The following is a 25,003-nucleotide window of genomic DNA, read 5'->3' on the forward strand; positions in this document are numbered from 1 at the left end:
TTTTAACTATTGTTGAGGTTACTCAAGAATTGTTCCAAAGCGTATTCATCAGGAATTAAAACTTCTCTTGCCTTGCTGCCTTCAAACGGACCAACTACTCCGGCAGCTTCCAATTGGTCGATAATTCTACCTGCCCTGTTATAGCCCAATTTCATTTTCCGTTGGATCAATGAAGTAGAGCCTTGTTGGTGCATCACGATCAGACGGGCGGCATCTTCAAACAATGGGTCTTTATCATCTGGATCAAATTCTTTAGAAGAACCTTCTCCATTTTCATCGATATATTCAGGCAACAAGTAGGCATTAGGATAGCCGCGTTGATTACCAATAAAATCAGAAATACGATCAACCTCAGGCGTATCCACAAAAGCACACTGTAGCCTAATCAAATCACTTCCGGTAGCCAAAAGCATATCGCCCCTACCAATCAGTTGGTCGGCACCACCACTGTCTAAAATGGTACGGGAGTCAATTTTTGACAGCACCCTAAACGCCAATCTGGCAGGAAAGTTGGCCTTAATGGTACCTGTAATTACGTTTACCGATGGGCGTTGCGTAGCCAATACCAAGTGAATACCAATGGCACGAGCTAACTGCGCCAAACGAGCAATGGGTGTTTCTACCTCTTTACCAGCCGTCATGATCAAATCGGCAAACTCATCCACCACCAAAACAATATAAGGCAAAAAACGGTGGCCATTATTTGGGTTAAGCTTACGCTTGATGAATTTTTCGTTGTACTCTTTCAGGTTCCTCACCATGGCATCTTTCAACAAATCATAACGTTGATCCATTTCAATACACAAGGAATTCAAAGTGTGCACCACCTTTTTGGTGTCGGTAATGATGGCATCCTCTCCACCTGGTAATTTCGCTAAGAAATGACGCTCAATTTTATTGAATAGCGTAAGCTCCACTTTTTTAGGGTCAACCAGCACAAATTTTAATTGTGAAGGATGCTTTTTGTAAAGCAACGATACCAAGATGGAATTAATCCCTACGGACTTACCTTGTCCTGTAGCGCCTGCGACCAGTAAGTGAGGCATTTTGGACAAATCTGCAATAAATACTTCGTTACTAATGGTTTTACCTAAGGCAATAGGCAAATCCATATTCGATTGCTGGAACTTCTCGGTAGCCAATACGCTTCTCATGGCCACCATTTCAGGATGGGAATTAGGCACCTCAATACCAATGGTTCCTTTACCTGGCATTGGCGCAATGATACGGATACCCAAGGCAGCCAAACTTAGGGCAATGTCGTCTTCCAGGTTTTTGATTTTAGAGATACGAACCCCAGGGGCCGGAATAATTTCGTAAAGCGTTACGGTTGGACCAATAGTGGCCTTGATCTTATCAATTTCAATATTGTAGTGGTTTAAGGTTTCTACAATCTTGTTTTTGTTGGCTTCCAGTTCATCGGCGTTTACCGAGATTTTGTTGGTCCCGTAGTTTTCTAACAAATCCAAGTGTGGATATTTGTAGTTAGACAGGTCCAGGGTTGGGTCATAAGTACCAAATTGTTCTACCAGTTCGTCCGACTTAGCTTCTTCTTCCGTTTTTTCGATGGTAAACGCAGGTTCCTCTATTTTTTCCTCAGCTTTTGGCGTTGGGGTGATTTCCATGGCCAGGCTAGTTGCCGGACTTGGCATTTCCACCACAGGGGCAACCACTGGTGCGGCTACCGCTGGTGTAAGTAGCACATTGGTAGGTAATGGGATGCCCGTATTGTCCTCTTCTTCAACGTCCGGATCTTTCCGATCAAACCTATTTGGCGTTAAAGTAATATTCTGGTCTAATTTCTGTTGATTTTTGTACCTATCATTTAAGCTAAATTCCACTGGCTCTGATTTGGTTTCGTCTTCCAGCTGGATATTTTCAGGAACTTCAGGATCTATGATTCTTCTTGGATTAGGAGCTGGTTGTTTCTCTGGAATTTTAAAATCGATATTATAGGCAACGATCAGCACCGATACGCCCAAGAAAACCAATAAGCCCGCCACGCCCGTCCGTCCAATCTGAATTTCGAGCAGTTTATTGCTCCAATAGCCAAATTCTCCTTCAAGGAAATGTGGGGTTTTGGCAAAAAAGGAATGTCCAAAACCAAAGGCCAACGAAAGGAACAGTAAAAAAAAGAAACTGTAGCCCAATACTTTTTCAATGGCAAATATCCTTACCTTGAACAGCAAGCGATAGCCAATTACAAAAAATACAAAAACAAACAGAAAAGAAGCAACGCCAAACCATTCGTAAATAAATTGATGCGATAATAACGCTCCCACTTTACCTAGCCAGTTCTGCACCACAGGATCTTCTACCCCGCTTTGTTTCAGTTCATCTATGCTTTTGAACAGGTTGCTCCAGCCGCCATTGGCATCAATCACATAGCTTTGGTCTTCTTCCCAAGTAAAAATGTAAGAAGTGAAGGCCACCAGGAAATAAATGGAAAGAATGATGAAAAGCAAGCCAACAATTTTGACCAGCCTTCCATCCTGAAGATTAAAATTTGGCAGATACTCGGGTTTTACTCGGGGCTCTTTAGGACCTGATTTCGGCCCACTTTTACCTGTTTCTGTGTTTTGTTTAAAAGAATTGGATTTAAATGAATTTCCCCGTACCGACATCGTATCGTTTATGTTTTAATGAACAAATATAAGAAACAGTTTATATTCTTTTACTTCTGCTCTGCTTTAACTTGTTCGCTTTAAATTGTAATTAAGCTTTAAACCTTACCAAGGCTGTACAGTCTTAAACATGTTCAGCAATTAATTTATTGTATAGGTTTTTTATTTTAGTTTGATCCTGCGCAGTAGCCACTGGGCAGGATTTTTTGTTTTAAAAATGTTAATAAATTTTCGTTAATTTAACCTGTTGGCGAAAACTAATTTAAAAAATGGACATTACGCAACTCGAAACGCTTATAGAAAATAACCAATTGGAAGAAATTGTGGCCCTTTTGTCGCAAAAACCTAGCTTGGCAGCCCAACTTACTTCGCACCAAATTTCGCCCATGTTATTGGCCTGCTATTACAAAAAAATGGAAATTGCCAATGCCATTGCCGAATTTATGCCTGAACTGAATATTTTTGACGCTTGTGCCGTGGGCAAGTTTGATGATGTTACCTTGCTGGTTTTCAAAAATCCCAAATTGGTTAACGAATATTCTGTAGATGGCTTTACCCCGCTTGGCTTGGCGTGCTATTTCGGACACGAAGAAATTGCCCGTTTTTTAGTGTTAAAAGGTGCCGAGGTAAACTTGCCTAGCAAGAACGGTTTCAACGTTTTCCCTATCCACTCCGCTGTAGCCAGCAACAACTATAACATTGCCAAAATGTTGTTGGATGCCGGGGCCTATCCCAACGTATGCCAAAAATCAGGGGTGGCGCCTTTGCACAGTGCCGCACAACTGGGAAATATCGAAATGATTATCCTTTTACTGGAGCACGGTGCCGAAGTTACCTTAAGAATGGAAGGAGGCAAACTGCCAGCTGACTTGGCGGCCGAGAAAGGATTTAACGAAATAGCTGAAATTTTAAGGGACGACGATTAAGGTTATACGTTTTTAAGTAATACGTTTTAAGTAAGCAGTACTGGATCGCAAACTCTTCGGCATTACTCCACGTATCTCTTAATGCTTGTAACCTAATACTTTTATTCCCAAACCCTCAATCTAATACGCTTCATGTAGTTCCGGATATCCAAAACTACCGCAGCCAGAATATAGAACAAGATAGGAAAGCCTACAGCCAAAAACGAGGAATAGATAAAAAACAGGCGTACTTTGGCGGTACTCATATTCAATTTATTAGCTAGGTAGGCTGATACCCCAAAGCTGCGTTGTTCAAAGAAGGTAACGATACGCTGAAACATTTTATCGTGGTTTTATATCCTAATTTACAAAATTAATAGATAAGTGCTACATTTTAAATTCGAATTTTATAACGTGACATTTCGAGGTTTTGATATGAGCACGTTCACAAATATTGGCGTCCAAAAATTTCAGTGAAGCAATATTAGGATCATTGTTATAAAAAAACAGTCCAGCAAAAGCTTGCCGGACTGTTCCCTATAATTAAGTACAAGGTTATTAAATACTTATTTTTTAGCATTAAGCGCAAGGCCAATTTCAACATCTTTTGAAATCATCCAGTTTTCAGGACTACCTTCTGTTTTATAATTGATTCCCCAGGCGCTTCTATCAATCACAAACTTAGCCGAAGCAGTAACTGAAGTTGCGCTTACTTCAACCTTAGCTGGAAAAGTTACGTTCAAAGTCTTGTCTTTAAGCGTTAAGTTTCCACTGATCAGATAATTAGGATCGGCCACTAGGCTAGCGCCATCTGCAGCAGTGTATGGTGCTACTTTGGTGATCACAAATTTTGCAGTGGGTGCTTTTTCCACATCAAAGAAATCTGGGCTTTTCAAGTGGCCTTCAAGGTCTGTTGCTTTCTTACCCTCTTCGGTTACCGAAGCTGGATCAACCTGAAGAGATTTCATGTTTACCAAAAACTCGCCACCACTCACTGAATCTTTTGCTACCGAAATTGTTCCAGAAGCAACTTTGATTTTGCCCCAACGTGGCGCCAAACCGCCTTTGTGGGCACCTTTCCAATCTACCGAAGTAGTTAGGGTGTCAATATTAAAGGTTTCACCTTTTTGTTCGGCAGCAGTTTGCTCGGTTGTAGTTGCCGTATTGCTCGACGAACCTCCGCACGAAGCCAATAGAAAAAGCGCAGGAAGCGCAAAAAGTAATTTTTTCATTTTTTCTGTTTTAATTATTAAAGTTTAGTTTAACTACAAATGATGGTCACAAAACTAAAGCACCTCAAATCCATAATTATTGACCTATGTTAAGAATTTAAGCGCAACGGTTTTTGACGGTACGTTTCAAAATAGTGTAACGACTTTTCTCCGCTCCTATTATTCGTTACCGCCACCAACTTATTTTTCCACTCGCCTTAAGCTAAATTTACGTAAAAAATCTTTATTTTTTTGCCTGGAGCTAACCGTCAATATCCATCCTCATCTCTTCAAAATCTTTAAACCAATGCCGCAGGACAAACATTTCTTATGATCGCAATAGTTTTTCCTTAACTGCAATAAGGCTTGTGTTTGATAGGCATTTTTTACTTCTGCCCCTGCATTTTTGTATTGGGAAATCACTTTGTTTTCTTCAGCCGAAATGCTTTCCAATAAATAAAATGCCCTTGTTTGATAGTTAGCCTGCTGCGTATATTTCCCATAGGCAAATAAAAACAGGCTCACCGTATTGATCAAAATGTTATCAATAGATTGCTTACCCAGTTGTACGTTCACATGCTCAGCCGTTTTATTAAAGTGGTAGTGCGTTTCCCAAAATTTATCCACGGGTAAGTCTTCAAACAACAAATGCAGCTCCCTCACATTTTTAACTTCCAACACTCCGGAAAACAGATGACTCGATTTCACAATCAGGGCGGCAAATTGTGCCAAACGCAATGTGGGAAAGTTTTGTGGCCGCATTCTCAGGAATTTCCAAAGCGCAACACCAATATCCTGCAAGCTGTACTTTTTCTTTAAAAAAGCATACTCCTGTTTTAATAAATTAGGATATCTATCCTCAAACGGTTGATTTAGAAATCCAGCCTGACCAAATATCAAAGCCTCAATCTGTAACCGTTGGTCTTTGTGCTTGCCAAATAATTGCTGGGGTAAACTTTGTGCCAATAGCTGCATTGACAAAGCGTTTACCTTAAAGCCAAAATTTTTGGCCATAAAATGATAAAAAGTTTCGTCCCAGTTGCCATTAAGCTGGTCCAAGCGTTCAAAAACTTCGTTTGATTTTTGTTCCAAGCGCTCAACCAATACCCTTGGCAAAAAACCGTTGACCACAAAGCTGTCTATTCCGCCAAGCTGTTTTTCGCAAGGAAAGGCGCAAACAGTATTTATTAACGACTGGTATCTTTCCAGCAACTGCTCGGTAACTCTTCCTTTCAACGACAGTGTAGGCAAAATGGTCCCATCCGCAGCCTTCACTTCCAGGTCATCGTCTAATACCACATGTAGGATTACATTGTTGTAAGCTTCATCAGTTTGATGATGGTGGGCATACCAATCAGAAGACCTCAAATGGATTTCGACCTGTCCAACCCAAGTGGTTTGGCCGATGATAATTTTGGCATCTGTAAAATCTGGCCCGGCATGTTTATTCGGATAGCCGCAATTCAAAACCTGCACCGGTCGGTGGTCGGAAGTTTGCAGGGCAGTGCTATTATAAAGCCTAAATTGCCAGATGAAGTGCAGAAAGCTCTCGGGTAGATGCATGGCTGAATTTAACAAATAAATTAGTGATTATCAAAATGATATTGCATTTTTTTATTTGAAATGCAATATCATTTTTTCTATATTAGTTGATCATATTAAAATCAACTAACGGTATAAACAAACACGCTCTCAAAAAGCCCATATCTCAAAATGGCAGGTTTTCAAAGGACAGATTTTTTTGCAAACCAATCGATAAAACATCCAAACTCCGCAACTTTTAAACACCTAAACAGCTTATATCAAAAAAATGAAAACAGCATATTACACCAAAACACCACAAGGTGATGGATTTTTGTTTAATGTTACACCTGCCCCAAAAACCAATGGAGGATGCGCTGGAATGTTCCTATACATTGCATTAGCATCTCTTGGTGCGATGTTAGTGGGCGGGCTCATCGGAAGCAGTTATGATCGATTTAACCAAGCCCCAATGATATATGGAATTATTGCCGGTTTGATCGTTTTTGTATTGATCATGCGCTGGGGGCTTAAAAGAGACCCTCGTCCAGCCAATCATCGCTTACCTAGTTCGTTTGCCGTGTATCCCAACAGAATTGAAATGAACGGACAAAAAATGAACAAAGAGGATATCCATAGGGTAATAATCAGGAATACTCAAGACAACTCGACCATTGTATTAGGCCCGCCATCTCTTTCACAATCAGCAGGGTTACAGATGGGCGATATGATTAAGGCAATCAGCTACAGCCTAAACATAGAATCGGGTGGCCGAACGTATCAAATAGCGGGCGGATTAGATGAAGTTACCGCCAACGGGCTACTTACCGATGTTAGCCGTATTTTGGGTTTTAGCTAGCTCACGGCAACGCCGAGATGTCCATTAGCCTTTAGGTTTATAAAGTTTAGCCCTCAGGCTTCTTATAATTGGTAATAAATACTCCCAATATTATTAAAACGGTAGCAATAAGCAAGTCGTAGGTAACGGTTTCATTTAACACCAGCCACCCTAAAAAGATGGCGATAATGGTATTGAAGTACGATAAAATAGATACTTCTGTGGCGCTTACCCTTTTTAGGGCATAGTTATAACAGAAGAAACCCACCACTGAACCAAACACCCCCAAATAAACAATGGCCATTAAACTTTGCCAAGTCCATTGGCTAACATTTGTTGAAGAAGAAACCAAAGCAGCAATGATCAGTTGGGCAACAGCTGCATAGGCAAACTGATAAAACAAATCCAAAAAGAGGTTTTCGCTTTTATGTGCATATTTTTTGGTGTAAATAGTGCCCGCGGCCCAGCCAGAAATAGCCATAGCCAAATAGGTAACGCCGGTTTTATAATTGGGGTCCAGCAAATCGCCAATGCCATCCCTAAAAATAAAAGCCACACCACAAAAACCAACAATTACGCCAATAAAACCTTTTAAACTTGCCTTTTGCAAGCCAAAAGCCACACTCGCTAAAAATACAATGATTGGTGAAAGTGCCGTGAGCAATGAGGTTAGGCCACTCGGAATACTCTCTTCGGCCACGGTGGTCATACCATTGGCCACAATGATCATCAAGCTTGCCACTAAAATTTGACGCCCCAAGCTTTTCCAGCCTATCCATTTAAACTGGCCCTTGGAAAGCAGGATGGTCAATAGCACAGCAGAAGCCACTACCTGCCTCAACCCCGCCACAAACCAAGCCGGTATAGTATGCACCGCAATGCGGATTCCCAAATAGGTGGTTCCCCACACAATGGCAATGGCAAAGAGTGCTGCAACAAGCTTTAGATCTCTTTTTTGTTTCATATCAACTTTGCGGCCGTCAATATCTGTTCCATTTCCTGCTGAAGTGCCTGGGCCTCTTCCCTTGCTTTTTCGGCAAAATCTTCGCCATTGCTGGCATAAATGATACTACGGGCGGCATTTACCAATAACCCACATTGTTGGTTAAGGCCGTGCTGGCAAACAGCGCTCAAACTTCCACCTTGTGCGCCTACCCCAGGAACCAACAAAAAATGATCAGGAGCCAAACGACGGATATTCTGAAACTCTTGGGGCTTGGTTGCGCCTACCACATACATCATCTGATCGGCACTGGCCCATTGCGCAGCAGTAGTAATTACCTGCTCGTACAGCTTTTGGTCGTCACTTTGCCTGGTCTGGAAATCTCGGCTGCCCTCGTTAGAGGTAAGGGCCAGTAAAATCACCCATTTATCTTCGTAGCTCAAAAACGGCGTAACCGAGTCCTTACCCATATAAGGTGCTACCGTAACCGAGTCGAAGCTCATTTCCGAACTGGCTTCATTAAAAAAAGCTTCGGCATACATGGCCGAGGTGTTGCCAATATCGCCACGTTTGGCATCAGCAATGGTAAATACATCCTTCGGAAAATGTTGCCAGGTTTTAACCAAGGTATTCCAGCCCTTAACTCCTCTGGTTTCGTAAAAGGCAGTATTAGGTTTATAGGCCACACACAAATCATGGGTAGCATCAATCAGCTGCTTGTTAAATTCAAGTATCGGATCCTCGTATTTCAGCAAATGCTTGGGCAGTTTATCCATTACCGGATCCAAACCTATACACAAGAATGATTTTTTAAGTTGAATTTGTTCAAATAGCTGCTGCTTGTTCATTTTTTGATGCGATTTTTAATTGCAGCAAAGATGCTAATAATAGTGTTCAGTTCACAGTTTTCAGTTCACAGTTTTCCAAAACCTAAAAGGTTTGGCCCAACAGGAGTTTTAAATGATAGGGAAAAGCAACCGAGGTGCCAAATCGCCGCTGCAGCCCCGCCCCAAGCTCATACGCCTGCAGGCCTTAGCCACAAGGCAGGTATCCGCTGGTGACGGGTTTAGTTGGCAAGTGCCGTGCACAGGTGAGAGCACCCTAAACCCAATGTTGGCAGGAATACCTTTTGGCAGCACTGCCGCCGCTTGCCTATCGCGCTGAGTTCATCAAAGCGCTTCGCCTTGCAACACATCCCTTCATAAATTCAACAAACAGGCCTACAAAAAGATTGTGGCTAAAAGCAGGACTATTAAAGTCACTAAAACTAAACGGGCCTTTTCAACGTTTAAAATCAAAGCAACACAATTTATCAACAAGTTGCCCCATTAAAGTATTGACCTTATGAGTAAAAGGCCCAAGCTTTAAAGAAAATTTTTGAAAAATATCTTGCAGATTAAAATCCATTTTCCTACAATTGTGCCATAATTCCCAGAAAGTTTATCTGAATACCTTCCAAAAAAAATCTTAGCAAGAAAATTTCTTAAATCTTTTGAGCCTCTTTTTTGGTTGTATGATTTGGTTAAACCCTAAAAATAAAATTCTCGACAAGACATAAATGTTTAGTAAAACAGAACTAACTGAAAAGCTTACTACCGAACTGCGTGAGTTAGCAAAAGCAAATGGTGTAGATAAAGCAGGTGATTTGCGCAAAAGCGATTTAATTGAAGAAATTCTTAAAAGACAAGCGGCAAACGCCGAAGTGGCGGTTACGCCAGAGCCCCAAGCCGAAGTAAATACCGAAAAGCCTGCCAGAAAAAGAACACGTATTGTAAAAGAAAATAAGGAGGCCGCTCCAGTGGCCGAGGAGAAAAAAGCTCCCATAGAAACCAAAAAGGAAAAAGTACAGAAACCAACCCTTTTTGACGACGACCTGATTGAAATTCCTACTCCCGATTTTGAGGCCATTGCCCTGGTTACCGGCCAAGACCTGCAAAAACAAGAAAGCATTGCCGACAAACTGGAAAACCAAAAGAAAAAAAGAGAACGTATCTCGAAGGATAAATCAGCAAACCCAAGCGATGCGGAAGTGATTGTGGTGAACGAAAAACCTGCCAAGGAAGAAAAACCACAGGCAGAACAAAACCAACCACAAAGAAAGCAGAACAATAACGGCAACAACGGCAACAACAACCAAAAACAGAACGAAACCAGCTACTCCAACCTGGATTTTGACAACACCATCACCAACGAAGGCGTTTTGGAAATTATGCCCGATGGTTACGGCTTTTTACGTTCAGCGGATTATAACTATCTATCGTCTCCTGATGATATCTATGTTTCGCAATCGCAAATCAAATTATTTGGTTTAAAAACTGGAGATACGGTTAACGGCAGTATCCGCCCACCAAAAGAAGGCGAAAAATACTTCCCTTTGGTTAAAGTAATCAGCATTAACGGCCGTGTACCTGCCGATGTACGTGACCGTGTGCCTTTCGATTACCTGACCCCACTTTTCCCAACCGAGAAATTGGACCTGTTTATTGAAAGCAGCAACCACTCTACCCGTATCATGGATTTGTTTACCCCCATTGGTAAAGGGCAACGTGGTTTAATTGTTGCGCAACCAAAAACGGGTAAAACCAACCTATTAAAAGAAGTAGCCAACGCTATAGCCAAAAACCATCCAGAGGTTTATTTGATCATCTTGCTAATTGACGAACGTCCGGAAGAGGTAACCGATATGGCACGCAGCGTAAGAGCAGAGGTGATTTCTTCTACGTTTGACGAACCTGCCGAAAGACACGTGAAGATTGCCAATATTGTGCTGGAAAAATCGAAACGATTGGTGGAATGCGGCCATGATGTAGTGATCTTACTTGACTCGATTACCCGTTTGGCAAGAGCTTACAATACTACAGCGCCGGCATCGGGCAAAATCCTTTCTGGCGGTGTTGATGCCAACGCTTTACACAAACCAAAACGTTTCTTTGGTGCCGCCCGTAACATCGAAAAAGGTGGATCCTTAACTATTTTAGCTACCGCCCTAACAGAAACTGGCTCTAAAATGGATGAGGTGATTTTCGAAGAGTTTAAAGGTACTGGCAACATGGAACTTCAGCTTGACCGTAAATTGGCCAACAAACGTATCTTCCCGGCTATCGATATCACCGCATCAAGTACCCGCAGAGATGACCTATTATTAGACAGAGAAACCTTGCAGCGTATTTGGGTATTGCGCAACCACTTGGCCGACATGAACAGCCAAGAAGCTATGGAGCTGATACAGGCCCAAATTAAAGGCACCAAGAGCAACGAAGAATTCCTACTTGGAATGAACGGATAAAATAGTATAGCCACTAGCGTATTGCGTATATAGAAATCGCAATACGCTTTACGCTTTACGCAATACTAAATTCAAATGTTTAACCTCGCTAATGCTTTAACCCTGGCCAACCTGTTATCAGGCTGTATAGGTATTGTATTTTGTTTTAATGGCGATTTAAAATCTGCGGCCTATTTTGTGATCCTATCGGGAATATTTGATTTTTTTGATGGAATGGCCGCACGTGCATTAAAAATCAAAGATGGTATTGGAAAGGAGCTCGACTCATTGGCTGACATGGTGAGCTTTGGCTTTTTGCCCGGAGCAGTAATGTTCCATTTGTTTAAGGCAAGCAACAGCAGTTCTGAATATTTGCCCTACCTAGGCTTCCTGATTACCCTGTTTTCGGCCCTAAGGCTGGCCAAATTTAATACAGACACTCGGCAAACGGTAGATTTTATAGGCCTTAACACACCCATGAATACACTGTTTATGGTATCGTTACCCTACGTAGCCGATTACCATCCGCAAGTGATTGGAAATTGGGTGGTACTAGCGGCCATTTCCGTAGTGAGCAGTTACCTGTTGATCAGTGAAATCAGGATATTTTCCCTAAAATTCAGCAACTTTAGCTGGGGAGAGCATAAAATCAAATTCATTTTCATGGTTTTATCCCTGGCATTATTCTGCTGGCAACAATTTGTGGCACTGCCGCTAATATTATTACTTTATATCGGTCTGTCTTTTGTGTATTTCAAGAACAGATAAAGGCTATTAGAAACAAAGCCCAATAGCGCTAAAGTTGTTGCTGCAATTGGGCTTTTGATTTGGCCACTTGCCCCAAAATGATCTGCAGTTCCTGCTTGATTTCAGTGAGCGCCTGCGGGATTCGATCAACCTCAATACCTTCTTTCGCATTACGTTCAATAAGCTGCATATAATCCCTGATATCTTCCCGGCCCACGTAGTAAAAAGTAGGCTTCACCTTATGGGCAAACTCCGATGCCGCTTTCCAATCCTTTGCATCTACGGCCCTTTGCAAATCCTCTAGGTATACCGGGATCTGTTCTACCAAAGTATCGAGCATTTCAATCATAAATTCGGCGCTATCGCCAGACATCTCTTTCAGGTATGACAAATCTAAATCTTCTTTACTTTTAGCCGGATTAATCATTTGGTTTATACTTTATATTTTTTGAACAGTTAATTTATCGGTCAAGTTAGCTAAAATGGCCGATACTTTTTCCCCAAAAATAGGATGAATAAAATTTTCGGCAATTTCATTTAAAGGTTCCAGTACAAATCTTCGCTTATGCATCTCTGGGTGTGGCAATTGCAATGCCTGGCTATCCAACACCAAATCGGCATAAAAAATAAGATCAATATCTATCAAACGCTGTCCCCATCGCTCTAGTCTTACACGGCCCATTTTCTGCTCAATGCCCAGCAGGGTTTGCAGCAATTCCATTGGAGACAAGGTGCTTTTTACGGCAATGGCCTGGTTTAAAAAGTTGGGCTGGTCTGTTTTGCCCCATGCAGCAGTTTCGTAAACACCCGACTGCGCAAAAACCACGCCCACTTCCTTTTCTATATAGGAAATGGCTGCTGTAAGGTTGTGCGCCCTGTTGCCTAAATTAGTACCAAGTAACAAATAAGCATCTCTGCGATCTAATTTCATGTAAGGTTAGTTTAACGCAAAAGTAAATCAGTTACTTCTTCATTTGAAATACCTGTTTATCACAATGCTTTTTTTAACTTTACAAACTTAAACCAATAAATTTTAAAAACCTTTTTCGATCTTGTAAAATCGAATTATTTCATCACCTTAAAAACAAAACAAAATATGAAAGAGTTCTTCAAGTACGTTTTTGCTACAGTGGTTGGCATCGTCCTTTCGACAGTTGTTTTAGGCATCCTGGGGTTTGTGGTCATTGTAGGCCTTATCTCCTCCGTAGGTAGCGACACCAAAACCGTCGTTAAGCCAAACTCCGTACTTTACCTCAATCTTGATCAGGCCATTACAGAACGTACGCCCAAAGAATCCTTTGGCAATGTGTTTGGCAGCGGCAACAAAAGCTTGGGTTTCTACGATGTGATCAGGGCCTTGCAAAAAGCCAAAACCGACGACAACATCCAAGCAGTTTACCTTAACGTAATGGCGCCACAGGCCGGCATGGCTACCTTAACGGAGGTCAGAAATGCCATCCTGGATTTTAAAACCAGCAAAAAGCCCGTAATTGCCTATAGCGAAATATATTCCCAGGGCGCTTATTATCTAGCTTCGGCGGCCACTAAGGTTTACCTTAACCCAGAAGGCGATCTTGAATTTAAGGGCTTTAAGGCCCAGCTCATGTTCTTTAAGGGGGCCTTGGACAAACTGGGCATTGAGCCGCAGATTATCCGGGTGGGCAATTACAAAAGTGCCGTGGAACCTTTCATTAACACCAAAATGAGCGACTATAACCGCGAGCAGGTTAGTGTTTATGTCCATGGTTTATACCAAACATTTTTAAAAGGCATAGCCGATGCCCGCAAACTAAGTTCAGACACCTTGTTCCAAATTGCCGACCAACTGAAGATACAACATCCGAAAGATGCACTCACGCTTAAAATGGTGGACGGCCTGAAATATAAGGATGAAGTTTTAGACGAGCTCAGGGAAATTACCGATAAAAGCAAGAAAGATGACATCAACAGTGTCGCCATCAACGATTATATCAAAGACCTTCCTACGCAAGGCGATATTGCCTCTAAAAATAAAATAGCCGTAATTTATGCCAACGGCGATATTATTGGCGGCGAAGGCTCTGATGAACAGATTGGTTCCGAACGCATTTCGCGTGCCATCAGGAAGGCCAGGTTGGACGAAGATGTTAAGGCCATTGTGCTGCGTGTAAACTCGGGCGGTGGCAGTGCGCTGGCTTCTGACGTGATTTGGAGAGAGGTTGAATTGAGCAAAAAAATCAAGCCTGTAATGGCCTCTTTTGGCGACGTGGCAGCCTCGGGCGGTTACTATATCGGCTGTGCCGCCGACAGCATTTTTGTGCAGCCCAACACCATCACCGGTTCTATTGGGGTGTTTGGCATGTACATGAACCTGGAAAATCTGATGAACAACAAACTGGGAATCACCTTTGATGAGGTGAAAACCGGGAAATATGCAGATATCGCCAGCGCCTACAGGCCAATGACCCCTGCCGAAAGACTCATCATGCAAAAGGGCGTTAACAATATTTACCAAACTTTTATTACCAAGGTGGCCAATGGCAGAAAAAAAACCACGGCACAGGTTGACAGCTTGGGGGGTGGCCGCGTTTGGACCGGTAAAGATGCCGTAGCCAATGGTTTGGCCGACCGCATCGCCAGCTTTGGTGAGGCGATTGCTTCGGCAGCAAAAAAAGCAAAACTAAAGGATTATAAAGTGGTAGAGTATCCTGAAAAGATTGATCCTTTGAAAGAACTGTTGAGCAATGCCAAAGATAACGTGAGCGCCTACTACGCCAAAAAAGAGTTCGGCGAAAACTATGTGCTTTACCAACAGATGAAAAAAGCTATTGCCCAAGCTGGCATACAGGCTAGGCTTGATCACGAAATCATCATTAGATAAACCTTTAAAGAGATTTTAGTTAAGCGTTTAAGACCAAACGCAACACAGATACTAAAACATGGAAAACAAACCCATCGCACGTACGCTTAGGCTGTTGTCGCAGTTAATGGAGCTTCACCACGAAAACCCATTTAAGATAAAATCTGTAGCCAATGCTGCATTTAAAGTGGATAAACTACCCTTTGCCATTGCCAGTAGGCCCACCGCCCAAATTGACCAGATTGATGGCATAGGCAAAAGCATTGCCGCAAAAATTATTGAGCTGCTGGAAACGGGAACCATCCAGGAGCTGGAAACCCTGATTGGCCAAACGCCGCCCGGCATTATCGAAATGTTGGGCATTAAAGGCATAGGCCCCAAAAAGATAGCCATTATTTGGAACGACCTGCAAATAGAAAGCATTGGCGAGCTTTATTATGCCTGCAATGAAAACAGGCTGATAGAGGCCAAAGGTTTTGGCCTAAAAACGCAGGAAGAAATTAAAAAGATACTGGAGTTCAAAATGGCGGCCAACGGCAAGTTCCTATATGCTCAGGCCGAGCCCATTATTAACGCACTATTTAGTAAACTTGCAGTTTGGCTACGCCAGGCAGACATGTTAGCCTTGTTGGGCGTAGCGGGCGACTATAGAAGAGCGTGTGAAATTATTGACGAAGCCGTACTGGTTATTGGCACTGAAAACCCCGACCTGCTGATTTCACTGCTCTCAACTTTTGAGCTTGGTTTTGAAGAAGCCGGCACCGATATTTTTACCGCCCAAACTGCCGATGGCCTAAACATAAAGCTATTTGTAGTTACTACCGACAGCTTTTACCTTCAATACTTTAAGCTCACCGGAAGCGAAACACACGTAAACCAGGTGCTGGCCCTTGCAGGCAACCACGTGTTTCATGCCGAAGAAGATATTTACGAAAAGGCAGGGCTTGATTTTGTTTTGCCCGAGTTGCGCGAAGGCCTTAACGAAATAGATTTGGCTAAAAAACATCAGCTACCGCTACTGATTACCGATCGTGATTTAAAGGGCAGCCTGCACAACCACTCTGATTGGAGCGATGGGGTGCATACCCTTGAAGACATGGCCCTTTACTGCCGCGACCACCTTAAACTAGAATATTTGGGCATCTGCGACCATTCAAAATCAGCTTTTTACGCCAATGGCCTTAATGAACAGCGGGTTTATGCCCAGCATCAGCAAATTAACGAGCTAAACCAAAAACTGGCTCCATTCAAAATATTTAAGGGTATAGAAAGTGATATTTTATATGATGGATCGCTTGATTATACCGAAGATATTTTAAAAACATTTGATTTTGTGGTAGCCTCGGTGCACAGCCAGCTGAAGATGACCGAAGAAAAAGCTACCGAAAGACTGATCAAAGCCATTGAAAACCCTTATACTACCATTTTGGGACACCCAACGGGCCGCTTGTTGTTAAGTAGAAAAGGTTACGATGTTGATTTTAAAAAAGTAATTGATGCCTGTGCCGCCAACAAAGTAGTGATCGAAATAAATGCCAATCCACTTCGCTTGGATCTTGATTGGCGCTGGCATCGCTATGCGCTGGAAAAAGGCGTATTGCTATCCATCAATCCCGATGCCCACCGCAAAGAAGGCTTTTTGGATATGCGCTACGGCGTAATGGTAGCCCGCAAGGGCGGATTAACTGCCCAAAATTGCCTGAATGCTTTTTCACTACAACAAATCAGCGATTTCTTTAGCAGCAAGCGTCCATGAATAAAAAAAGTGTTTCCATAGTTATTCCCAATTACAACGGCCGCCATTTGCTGGAAGAATTTCTTCCCTTTACGGTGCAGGCCGTTAAAAATGCGGGCGTTGACTATGAAATCATTATCGTAGACGATGCTTCCAGGGATGATTCGGTGGCATTTTTAAAACAGCACTACCCTGATGTCATTCTACTGGAAAGCGAAACCAACCAAGGTTTTTCCGTTACCTGTAACAAGGGCATTAGGCAGGCCAGCAAAGAACTGATGCTCATCCTGAACTCAGATATTAAGCTTAGCCCCAATTATTTCGACAACCAATGGCAATGTTTCCAAAACGAAAACACCTTTGGTGTAATGGGCCGCATTATGGATACCACTTCCAATACGCACGACGGACCAAGGCTGCCGGAAAGGTTTGGCTTTAAGTTTAAGCAAGGCAAAATCTACGAAACAAGCAACCCCAACTTGCCCGCCCCTACCATTTTCCTCTCTGGGGCCAATGCCCTGGTTTGCTCCAAAAAAATCAAACAGCTGCTTGGCTTCGACGAAATTTTTTCGCCCTTTTATTTTGAGGATGTAGATTTGGGCCTGCGGGCCTGGCGTTTGGGCTGGCAATGCTATTATGCTTTTGCTTCAAGCTGTTACCATATCGGCTCATCTACCATTAATGCCAATAATCTTAAAAAAAGTGTAAAGGCCACCTATTACCGCAACCGTTATATTTTACATGGCATACACCTAAACCCTACGCAATATGCTTGGTTTAAGGTGCAAACCTTTATCTTTGAGGTTTTACCCAAAACCCTGATGGGACAGTTTTGGGTATGGAAAAGCTATAGCGCATTGGGCACTTACCAAGAAAAGATGGCCAGCTCCAGGCTAAGGTTTAGCCAACAGGCCAAAACCACCGGGACAAAGCTCTCTCTTTTTTCGCTCAGCGCAAAAATTAAGGCGATATTGAAAGATGGGAACTATCAGGTTTCCTAAAAATTTCTGGAATGACTGAAGCAATTGTAATTACCCCTGTTAAAAATGCCATAGAAAATACGCTGCAAACCATTGCAGCCATTAAACAAAGCAGCATTGCGCTGGAGTATATTGTGTATAACGATTTTAGCGATAATGAAACTACGGAAGCACTTGCCCAAAGTGCTGCCCAGCTAGGTTTTGAGCTGGTTAATTTGGAAGATATTACCGACACGCCATCGCCCAACTATAATTTGGTGCTGGAAGATGCACAAAGACGTGCCCTAGCTAAAAATTTGCCTTTAATTGTGGTTGAGTCTGATGTAGAAGTAAAGCCAGATACCTTTAGCAAACTGCTTGATTTTAACGAAAAGCTGCCTGATGCCGGTATGGTAGGTGCCGTTACGGTTGATGACCGGGGCGAAATCAATTTCCCGTACCTGAAGTTTAAGGGCCGCACCGAAGACTTTACCGATACCAACCGCAGCCTTAGCTTTTGCTGTACGCTAATGAGCATCCCCTTTTTAAGCAGCTATAGTTTTAAGGGGCTTGACCGTAGCAAGGACTGGTACGATACCATCATCTCCAAAAAATCAATTGCCTTAAATTTCAAAAACTATATTTTGTTTAACGCCCCTGTTTATCACAAGGCGCACGGCAGTCGCCCGTGGAAACAATTGAAATACACCAATCCCTGGAAATATTACTGGCAAAAATTCACCAAAGGAAGAGATAAAATCTGATGCTTGTTACCGATGTAAAAAGTATTGAATACCAACACGACGTGCCGTTTGTGGTTTGGACATTTTGGGCGGGCAATGCCATGGAAGGCAACCGCATGTTAAGTTTCCAACTTTTACAACAGCACATTGGCGTACCTATTTTTTTGGTGGGCCCACAAAATTGGCATTTGCTGGAACTGCCCGCACACCCTTTCCACGAAGCCTTGCCCCTGCTTAGCGTAGTACACCAATCAGATTATATCCGGATTTACCTGCTACACCATTATGGTGGCGCATGGCATGATATTAAGGCTACCGAAGTGAGTTTTGCTGCTTGCTGGGCGCAATTCAAAGATCCAGCAATTTACATGATTGGCAGGAAAGAAAGCAAGCATGGTGCAGCAAGGGTGCATGACCAAAATGGCCATTGGATGCCCGATTTTTACAAAGACCTGGTTTCGGTAACGGCCTGGGTTGGCCGAGGTGGAACCCCACTTTCCAAAGAGCTGCTCCACAACTTACATTTGTTACTGGATGAAAACCTGGAACAGTTAAAAAAATATCCGGCCAAACATCCCAGGGAAAGAGCATTAAAAGGGAACAACTTTTTTAGCAGGAGCACAGAGCGAATAAAAAATCTTTTTACGGGCCGAAGCAGCAACTACCCCTTGCCATGGACCGTTTTCGGGAATCTTTTTCATCCCCTAAACCTAAAATACAAGGCGCATGTGAGCACCGATTTGCCTGTTAACCGTGTAAAAAATGCTGGGGTTTACCATAGATAATCTACGGCCTACTAATTTATACGTCATTGCGAGTTTACGAAGCAATCCTAAAGCTAGTTAGGTATTTATCGTTGTAAGATTGCTTCGTAAACTCGCAATGACGTCATTTTCTTCACCAATGCAAAAAAAACTAAGCAACCAATCTTTTAAAACGGCCTAATCTTTCAGCAACCCAAAAAACCTCAACAACTTATTGTATCGTTTTGATTGGCGGCGTTGGAAACGCAGCGGGCCAGCTAAATAACGATATACAAAATCAGCGTGATGGGTGTTGATATAATCAATTAGCCGCTGCTTTTTATGCTTATCCATGCCCTTTCTGCGTGAGTTTGGGCTAATGCAACAATAAACACCCACAATTAGCTTTAGGACTGCTCGGCTACTGGCCAAGAGGGAAGCATTGCCGGGTTAAAAAAATACAAACCAACGGGATAATCGTTGAAATTGGGCTGAGCGGAAAGATTTTAGCGCTATCCGGTGCCCATTACGCCTAAAAAACTGATTTTACATACAACTTTCAAAAAATCCCGTACAGAGAATAAAAATTTCTATACAGAACTTTATAAAAGTTATATAGCATTTATAAAAGTTTGTACAGAAAATAAAAAATCTCATATAAGATTCGGAAAAATTTATATGGATTTTTTAAAAAGTCATACAGCGCTTCAAAAATCTTATATAAAACCTGAGAAATTTTATACGGAATTTCTAAAAAACGACGCTGAAGTTTAGGGCAGCAATAAACCTTTTGGCATGATTTAACCTCTTTTTTGGCTTTTCCATAATGAAAAATCCCGCTATTTACGCCGGTCTTTCAATAGCCCGAAAAACCTCAGCAACTTATTATATCGTTTTGATTGGCGGCGTTGGAAACGCAGCGGGCCAGCTAAATAACGATATACAAAATCAGCGTGATGGGTGTTGATATAATCAATTAGCCGCTGCTTTTTATGCTTATCCATGCCCTTTCTGCGTGAGTTTGGACTAATGCGATAATAAAATCCAGTAATGGGCAGCTGAACTACCTTTCCCCCATTTTTAAGCATGGCAATCCAAAACACCCAGTCTTCGCTTACCCAACGCAAATCTTCGGGGTAGCCACCACAAGCCTGCCAATCACTTTTGCGGTAAAGAGCACTCACAAAAATCATGTTGTCCTTGGCTAGGTTCTCTAGGCTAAAAGGCTTTAAATTCCATTTGCCTGTTTTGGCACCAAACTTTTCGGCTTGGCAATACACTACTTTTACGGTTGGATCTTGCTTAAAAGTAATAACGGCCCGGGCAATATAGTCCGGAGAAATAAGGTCATCGCCATCCAATGGCAAAATGAAAGTACCGCTGGCCTTGCTAATGGCATGGTTACGGGCAACCGAAGGACCGCTATTGGGTTGCTGGTAAATTTTGATGAGCGGATGTTGTTTAGCGAGCTGTTCAACTACCTGTACACTTTCATCGGTAGACCCATCATCCACAATCATGATTTCGATGGGCAAATAAGTGGAGGCTAAAACCGAACGGATCGTTTCTTCAATCCATAAAGCTTGATTGTAACAGGGAATAATTACACTAACGGTAAAATCTTCTTGCTTGGCCATCATGGCTTAAAGATAAGCTTTACTTCATGTTTTGGAAAAAAATAAGCTCTACTAAGCCATGAAACTTGCTTAAGCCGCAGATACGGAGATTGATTTTTGCAGATACATTCGCTTTTCAGCCGCCCCCTTAGCCCCCAAAGAGGTGGACACAAAGTTGTATATCCTGCTTTTCGACAGGGTACACAACGGAGCAGGATGCTTTACAGAAATTTCCATCATTTAATGCCTTTGCAATCCATTTTTCGTTCTACTAAAACGGTCTGTTCGGGATGTGCCCCATGTGCCTAGTGGTTACATTTCCAGTTATTCTTGTTTTATAAATGAATCGCATAGGCTCATAGAAAACTTAACAGAGCACTTTAATGCCCCAACCCAGTGATACCAAGCCGCATATCCCCCCTTTGATGGGGCAAGAGGAGAAAATTTATGTAGATCAAATATGCGTACCCATATTATTTACTAATTTGCGCAAACAAAACCGTGCCTTCGATACTTTAAACCAAATGAAGCAACTTTTTATTGTTAGACATGCAAAGTCTGATTGGGGAAATGCCAGCCTAAGGGACTTTGACAGGCCACTAAACCATCGGGGCCATCAAAATGCACCCGAAATGGCCAATAGATTGGTGGCAAAAGGCATCCGGCCCGATGCCGTGGTGAGCAGTCCCGCCCTCAGGGCACTTACTACCGCTAAATATTTTGCTGCGGGGTGGCAAATACCAGCCGAACAACTGAACACCAATGCCGATATTTACGAAGCCAGCGTAAAGACTTTGTTAAAGGTAATCAACGATTTCGATACGAGCTTTGATAAAATAGCGCTATTTGGCCATAACCCGGGTTTGACAGACTTGCTGAATTACCTTACCGATGAACATATCAGCAATATGCCCACGTGCAGTGTAGCCATAATTGAATTTCCTTTGGATAGCTGGGAACTCATCAGTGGCGGTACGGGGAATTTAGTTTGGTTTGATTACCCGAAAAGTGGGCTAGATTGACATGGATGTCATTCTGAACGCAGTGAAGATTTAAACTAATGCTTCGCTAGGCTCAGTATGACAGCTGTCAAATTTAGGACTAGAATTTAAGGTGTTTCACCGTTAGGCCACCGTTAATCAACTGTTTCAAGGAATCGATACCGATTCTAAGATGGGTTTCCACGAAGTTAGCGGTTACTGAGCTGTCGCTCTCGGTAGTTTTAACGCCTTCCGGGATCATTGGCTGGTCTGAAACCAACAATAAAGCCCCTGTTGGGATTTTGTTGGCAAAACCTGTAGTAAAAATAGTTGCCGTTTCCATATCCACGGCCATGGCACGCAAGCTTTTCAGGTATTTCTTAAAATCTTTATCATGCTCCCAAACCCTACGGTTGGTGGTGTAGCAGGTACCCGTCCAATAATCGCGGGAATGTTCCCTGATAGTTGTTGAAATGGCCTTTTGCAAGGCGAAGGCAGGTAGTGCCGGCACTTCTGCAGGCAGGTAGTCGTTAGAAGTACCTTCGCCCCTGATGGCTGCAATTGGAAGAATTAGATCGCCAATTTGGTTTTTTTTCTTTAAACCACCACATTTACCTAAAAACAATACGGCCTTTGGTTGAATGGCCGTCAACAAATCCATCATGGTAGCTGCTAAAGGACTTCCCATCCCAAAGTTGATGATGGTAATGCCGTTGGCAGTAACACTTTGCATGGGCTTGTCTAAACCGTAAATAGGCGCATTATCATTCCACTCAGAAAACAAAGTGACATATTTGCTAAAGTTGGTTAACAGGATGTACTGACCAAATTCCTCCAGCGGGCGGCCTGTATAACGAGGCAACCAGTTCTTTACGATATCTTCTTTGCTTTTTAAGCCTTTTCTAACTGGCGTTTCTACCTCCTTTACCTTCTTGGCATTTTTTACTACTTCTTCATCTTTCTTTACATCTTTTTCTTCATTCATACATTTTCTCCTTTCTTTAAATTTATAAAATAATAATTAACATTTTTCATCAAGTAAACCATTAAGAGATTAAGTGTAGTTAAGACTTTCAGGATTTGAAATACCCTTAATGGGTCTTAATTTCTTAAGGTTTAATTATCTTTTTGCACCAACCTATCTCAAATAATAGGTTAAAAAAAATCCCGAACAAGTCGGGATTAATATTTTTTATGCAGCTTTAAGTTTTTTGAAATCTGATTTCTCAAACTTTTCCCTAGCATAATCGAGTGTGATCTCCAACTCTTTCACCCCATTGTCCGACGGTGTTTCGAACATGGCATCCAGCATAATGGATTCGCAGATGGACCTCAGCCCCCTAGCACCCAATTTATATTCCATGGCCTTGTCCACAATAAACTCCAACACCTGATCGTCGAACTTTAGGTTTACGTTTTCTAAATTGAACAGTTTTACATATTGCTTAATCAGCGAGTTTTTAGGCTCTGTAAGGATATTTCTCAACGCTTCCTTGTCCAATGGATCCAGGTGAGTTAAAACCGGAACACGTCCAATTAATTCAGGGATCAGGCCAAACGATTTCAGATCCTGCGGCGTAATGTATTTGTAAAGGTTTTTAAGGTCCAGTTCCACCTCATCTTTCTTCACTTTATAGCCCACGGCCTGCGTACGCAAACGGTTGGCAATTTTTCTTTCGATACCATCAAAAGCGCCACCGCAGATAAACAAAATATTGTTGGTGTTTACGGCAATCATCTTTTGGTCTGGGTGCTTTCTGCCACCTTGGGGCGGTACGTTCACAATAGTACCTTCTAAAATTTTCAGTAAGGCCTGTTGTACGCCTTCGCCACTTACATCTCTGGTAATGGACGGGTTATCGCTTTTGCGGGCCACCTTATCCACCTCATCAATGTACACAATTCCGCGTTCAGCCGATGCTACATCATAATCCGCAGCTTGCAACAAGCGGGTTAAAATACTTTCTACGTCCTCGCCCACATAGCCTGCCTCGGTAAGCACGGTAGCATCTACAATACAAAATGGCACGTGCAGTATTTTGGCAATGGTTTTGGCCAAAAGGGTTTTACCTGTACCCGTTTCGCCTACCAGCATGATGTTGGATTTTTCAATCTCTACCTCGTCCTTATCTATCTTTTGACTTAAACGTTTGTAGTGGTTGTACACCGCTACCGAAAGGACCTTTTTAGCATCGTATTGTCCAATTACATATTGGTCCAGGTGCTCTTTAATTTCAACTGGTTTTAGCAGTTTAAAAGTTTCGTCAAAAGCTTTACCCTTCTTATTTCCCAGCTCCTGCGCTAACAGTACATTGGCCTGATTAACACATTTATCGCAGATGTAGGCATCCAATCCCTCAATTAACATCAGGGTTTCGTTTTTTGGAGTGCCACAAAACGAGCAATGTGAATCTTTTCCTTGTCTAGCCATTTTTATTTTTTCTGTTATGAGTTACGGGTTACAAGTGATGAGTTACGGCCTTAATTCCCGTAACTCACAACTCGCAACGCATAACTATTTATTCGATCCTAACACTTCATCAATCATTCCAAAACCCTTTGCTTCTTCGGAAGTCATCCAGTAATCGCGGTCCGAAGCTTTCTCTACCCATTCGTAGGTTTGGCCAGAGTGCGATGAAATGATTTCATATAATTCCTTTTTCAATTTAAGCATCTCTCTCAAATTGATTTCCATATCTGATGCTACCCCTTGCGCACCACCAGATGGCTGGTGAATCATCACCCTTGAATGCTTTAACGCTGCACGCTTGCCTTTAGCGCCCGCCACCAATAAAACTGCTCCCATAGAAGCTGCCATACCGGTACAAATGGTTGCCACATCTGGTGAGATGTACTGCATGGTATCATAAATGCCCAAGCCTGCATAAACAGAACCACCCGGAGAGTTGATATAGATCTGGATGTCCCTATGTGCATCTACCGATTGCAAGAACAATAACTGCGCTTGGATAATGTTGGCATTTTGGTCATAAACGGCATCACCCAAAAAGATGATACGGTCCATCATCAAACGAGAGAAAACGTCCATTTGTGCTACGTTCAGCTGGCGCTCCTCAATAATATAAGGCGTCATTGATTTTGGTGAATTGTTGGTCGCACCAATAAATCTATCTACGTTCAATCCGTTAATGCGATGGTGTTTAACGGCATATTTTCTAAATTCGTCTTTATCTATTTTCATCTTGCAATTAGGGTTTGGTGTTTGGTGATGAGTATTAACTACTATCCCAAAGCTAATTTATTTCAGTAAATATTTTCTAAGATTCGTTAATTTTCGTGCCAATCTCCGCACTCCGCTAAAATAGCAGATTAT

General features: G+C 42.3%; 23 protein-coding genes. 10 read left to right on the top strand and 13 right to left on the bottom strand.

The window, feature by feature from the left end; genetic code table 11:
• Positions 1–2: 2 nt before the first annotated feature.
• Positions 3–2,624 carry an FtsK/SpoIIIE family DNA translocase gene (locus tag DUT71_RS11810; RefSeq protein ID WP_113662749.1) on the bottom strand — a complete coding sequence of 874 codons (2,622 nt, stop codon included), beginning with the start codon at positions 2,622–2,624 and terminating at the stop codon, positions 3–5.
• 269 nt (positions 2,625–2,893) lie between these two features.
• On the opposite strand from DUT71_RS11810, the gene DUT71_RS11815 reads away from it, so the two are divergent.
• Positions 2,894–3,550 (top strand): ankyrin repeat domain-containing protein, encoded by a 657-nt coding sequence (locus DUT71_RS11815; protein WP_113662750.1) that lies wholly within the window; start codon positions 2,894–2,896, stop codon positions 3,548–3,550.
• Positions 3,551–3,651: 101 nt separating this feature from the next.
• Here the strand turns inward: DUT71_RS11815 and DUT71_RS11820 are convergent, their stop codons facing one another.
• The 3 genes from DUT71_RS11820 to DUT71_RS11830 form a co-directional block, all read right to left on the bottom strand.
• On the bottom strand, positions 3,652–3,870 hold the full coding sequence (locus DUT71_RS11820; protein WP_113646729.1) for a PspC domain-containing protein: 219 nt from the start codon (positions 3,868–3,870) through the stop codon (positions 3,652–3,654).
• A gap of 225 nt (positions 3,871–4,095) precedes the next feature.
• Positions 4,096–4,761 carry a YceI family protein gene (locus DUT71_RS11825; RefSeq protein ID WP_113662751.1) on the bottom strand — a complete coding sequence of 222 codons (666 nt, stop codon included), beginning with the start codon at positions 4,759–4,761 and terminating at the stop codon, positions 4,096–4,098.
• A 261-nt stretch (positions 4,762–5,022) separates the two neighbouring features.
• Positions 5,023–6,303 (bottom strand): DUF2851 family protein, encoded by a 1,281-nt coding sequence (locus DUT71_RS11830; protein WP_113662752.1) that lies wholly within the window; start codon positions 6,301–6,303, stop codon positions 5,023–5,025.
• 247 nt (positions 6,304–6,550) lie between these two features.
• Here DUT71_RS11830 and DUT71_RS11835 point away from each other — a divergent pair, with 247 nt between their 5' ends.
• Positions 6,551–7,120: a hypothetical protein gene (locus tag DUT71_RS11835; protein WP_113662753.1), complete on the top strand. Its 570-nt coding sequence runs from the start codon at positions 6,551–6,553 to the stop codon at positions 7,118–7,120.
• A 46-nt stretch (positions 7,121–7,166) separates the two neighbouring features.
• Here the strand turns inward: DUT71_RS11835 and DUT71_RS11840 are convergent, their stop codons facing one another.
• Together DUT71_RS11840 and pyrF are read right to left on the bottom strand one after the other, a co-directional pair.
• Positions 7,167–8,063 (bottom strand): DMT family transporter, encoded by an 897-nt coding sequence (locus DUT71_RS11840; RefSeq protein WP_113662754.1) that lies wholly within the window; start codon positions 8,061–8,063, stop codon positions 7,167–7,169.
• Entirely contained in the window at positions 8,060–8,890 is an 831-nt protein-coding gene (gene pyrF / locus DUT71_RS11845; protein ID WP_113662755.1) for an orotidine-5'-phosphate decarboxylase, read from the bottom strand. Before pyrF ends, DUT71_RS11840 begins: the two co-directional genes overlap by 4 nt.
• 710 nt (positions 8,891–9,600) lie before the next feature.
• On the opposite strand from pyrF, the gene rho reads away from it, so the two are divergent.
• Together rho and pssA are read left to right on the top strand one after the other, a co-directional pair.
• Positions 9,601–11,328 carry a transcription termination factor Rho gene (rho, locus tag DUT71_RS11855; protein WP_113662757.1) on the top strand — a complete coding sequence of 576 codons (1,728 nt, stop codon included), beginning with the start codon at positions 9,601–9,603 and terminating at the stop codon, positions 11,326–11,328.
• A gap of 75 nt (positions 11,329–11,403) precedes the next feature.
• Positions 11,404–12,075 (top strand): CDP-diacylglycerol--serine O-phosphatidyltransferase, encoded by a 672-nt coding sequence (gene pssA, locus DUT71_RS11860; protein WP_113662758.1) that lies wholly within the window; start codon positions 11,404–11,406, stop codon positions 12,073–12,075.
• 28 nt (positions 12,076–12,103) lie between these two features.
• Here pssA and DUT71_RS11865 read toward each other — a convergent pair whose 3' ends face one another.
• Positions 12,104–12,481 carry an Hpt domain-containing protein gene (locus tag DUT71_RS11865; RefSeq protein WP_113662759.1) on the bottom strand — a complete coding sequence of 126 codons (378 nt, stop codon included), beginning with the start codon at positions 12,479–12,481 and terminating at the stop codon, positions 12,104–12,106.
• 12 nt (positions 12,482–12,493) lie between these two features.
• Positions 12,494–12,985, bottom strand: a complete 492-nt coding sequence (folK, locus tag DUT71_RS11870; protein WP_113662760.1) for a 2-amino-4-hydroxy-6-hydroxymethyldihydropteridine diphosphokinase — start codon at positions 12,983–12,985, stop codon at positions 12,494–12,496.
• 165 nt (positions 12,986–13,150) lie between these two features.
• Here folK and sppA point away from each other — a divergent pair, with 165 nt between their 5' ends.
• The 5 genes from sppA to DUT71_RS11895 are packed head-to-tail and all read left to right on the top strand — an operon-like array spanning position 13,151 to position 19,115.
• On the top strand, positions 13,151–14,914 hold the full coding sequence (gene sppA / locus DUT71_RS11875) for a signal peptide peptidase SppA (RefSeq protein ID WP_113662761.1): 1,764 nt from the start codon (positions 13,151–13,153) through the stop codon (positions 14,912–14,914).
• A 58-nt stretch (positions 14,915–14,972) separates the two neighbouring features.
• On the top strand, positions 14,973–16,649 hold the full coding sequence (locus DUT71_RS11880) for a DNA polymerase/3'-5' exonuclease PolX (protein WP_113662762.1): 1,677 nt from the start codon (positions 14,973–14,975) through the stop codon (positions 16,647–16,649).
• Positions 16,646–17,629: a glycosyltransferase family 2 protein gene (locus DUT71_RS11885; RefSeq protein WP_113662763.1), complete on the top strand. Its 984-nt coding sequence runs from the start codon at positions 16,646–16,648 to the stop codon at positions 17,627–17,629. The genes DUT71_RS11880 and DUT71_RS11885 overlap by 4 nt, the downstream gene beginning before the upstream one ends.
• Before the next feature lie 11 nt (positions 17,630–17,640).
• Positions 17,641–18,351: a glycosyltransferase gene (locus DUT71_RS11890; protein ID WP_113662764.1), complete on the top strand. Its 711-nt coding sequence runs from the start codon at positions 17,641–17,643 to the stop codon at positions 18,349–18,351.
• On the top strand, positions 18,351–19,115 hold the full coding sequence (locus tag DUT71_RS11895; protein WP_113662765.1) for a capsular polysaccharide synthesis protein: 765 nt from the start codon (positions 18,351–18,353) through the stop codon (positions 19,113–19,115). The genes DUT71_RS11890 and DUT71_RS11895 overlap by 1 nt, the downstream gene beginning before the upstream one ends.
• Before the next feature lie 156 nt (positions 19,116–19,271).
• Here DUT71_RS11895 and DUT71_RS20210 read toward each other — a convergent pair whose 3' ends face one another.
• Together DUT71_RS20210 and DUT71_RS11905 are read right to left on the bottom strand one after the other, a co-directional pair.
• Entirely contained in the window at positions 19,272–19,427 is a 156-nt protein-coding gene (locus DUT71_RS20210) for a hypothetical protein (RefSeq protein WP_162796033.1), read from the bottom strand.
• Between the two features lie 485 nt (positions 19,428–19,912).
• A complete protein-coding gene (locus DUT71_RS11905) occupies positions 19,913–20,713 on the bottom strand; it encodes a glycosyltransferase family A protein (protein ID WP_205313926.1) in 801 nt (266 codons plus the stop codon).
• 500 nt (positions 20,714–21,213) lie between these two features.
• Between DUT71_RS11905 and DUT71_RS11910 the strand changes: the two genes are divergently transcribed.
• Positions 21,214–21,711 (top strand): SixA phosphatase family protein, encoded by a 498-nt coding sequence (locus DUT71_RS11910; RefSeq protein WP_113662900.1) that lies wholly within the window; start codon positions 21,214–21,216, stop codon positions 21,709–21,711.
• 79 nt (positions 21,712–21,790) lie between these two features.
• Here DUT71_RS11910 and DUT71_RS11915 read toward each other — a convergent pair whose 3' ends face one another.
• The 3 genes from DUT71_RS11915 to clpP form a co-directional block, all read right to left on the bottom strand.
• Positions 21,791–22,654, bottom strand: a complete 864-nt coding sequence (locus DUT71_RS11915) for an AMP nucleosidase (protein ID WP_113662767.1) — start codon at positions 22,652–22,654, stop codon at positions 21,791–21,793.
• 207 nt (positions 22,655–22,861) lie between these two features.
• Positions 22,862–24,100: an ATP-dependent Clp protease ATP-binding subunit ClpX gene (gene clpX, locus DUT71_RS11920; RefSeq protein WP_113662768.1), complete on the bottom strand. Its 1,239-nt coding sequence runs from the start codon at positions 24,098–24,100 to the stop codon at positions 22,862–22,864.
• Between the two features lie 84 nt (positions 24,101–24,184).
• Positions 24,185–24,871, bottom strand: coding sequence for an ATP-dependent Clp endopeptidase proteolytic subunit ClpP (gene clpP / locus DUT71_RS11925; RefSeq protein ID WP_113662769.1), 687 nt, complete (start codon positions 24,869–24,871; stop codon positions 24,185–24,187).
• Positions 24,872–25,003 lie beyond the last annotated feature (132 nt).

Source organism: Pedobacter nanyangensis (assembly GCF_003313505.1).
GTDB lineage: Bacteria > Bacteroidota > Bacteroidia > Sphingobacteriales > Sphingobacteriaceae > Pedobacter > Pedobacter nanyangensis.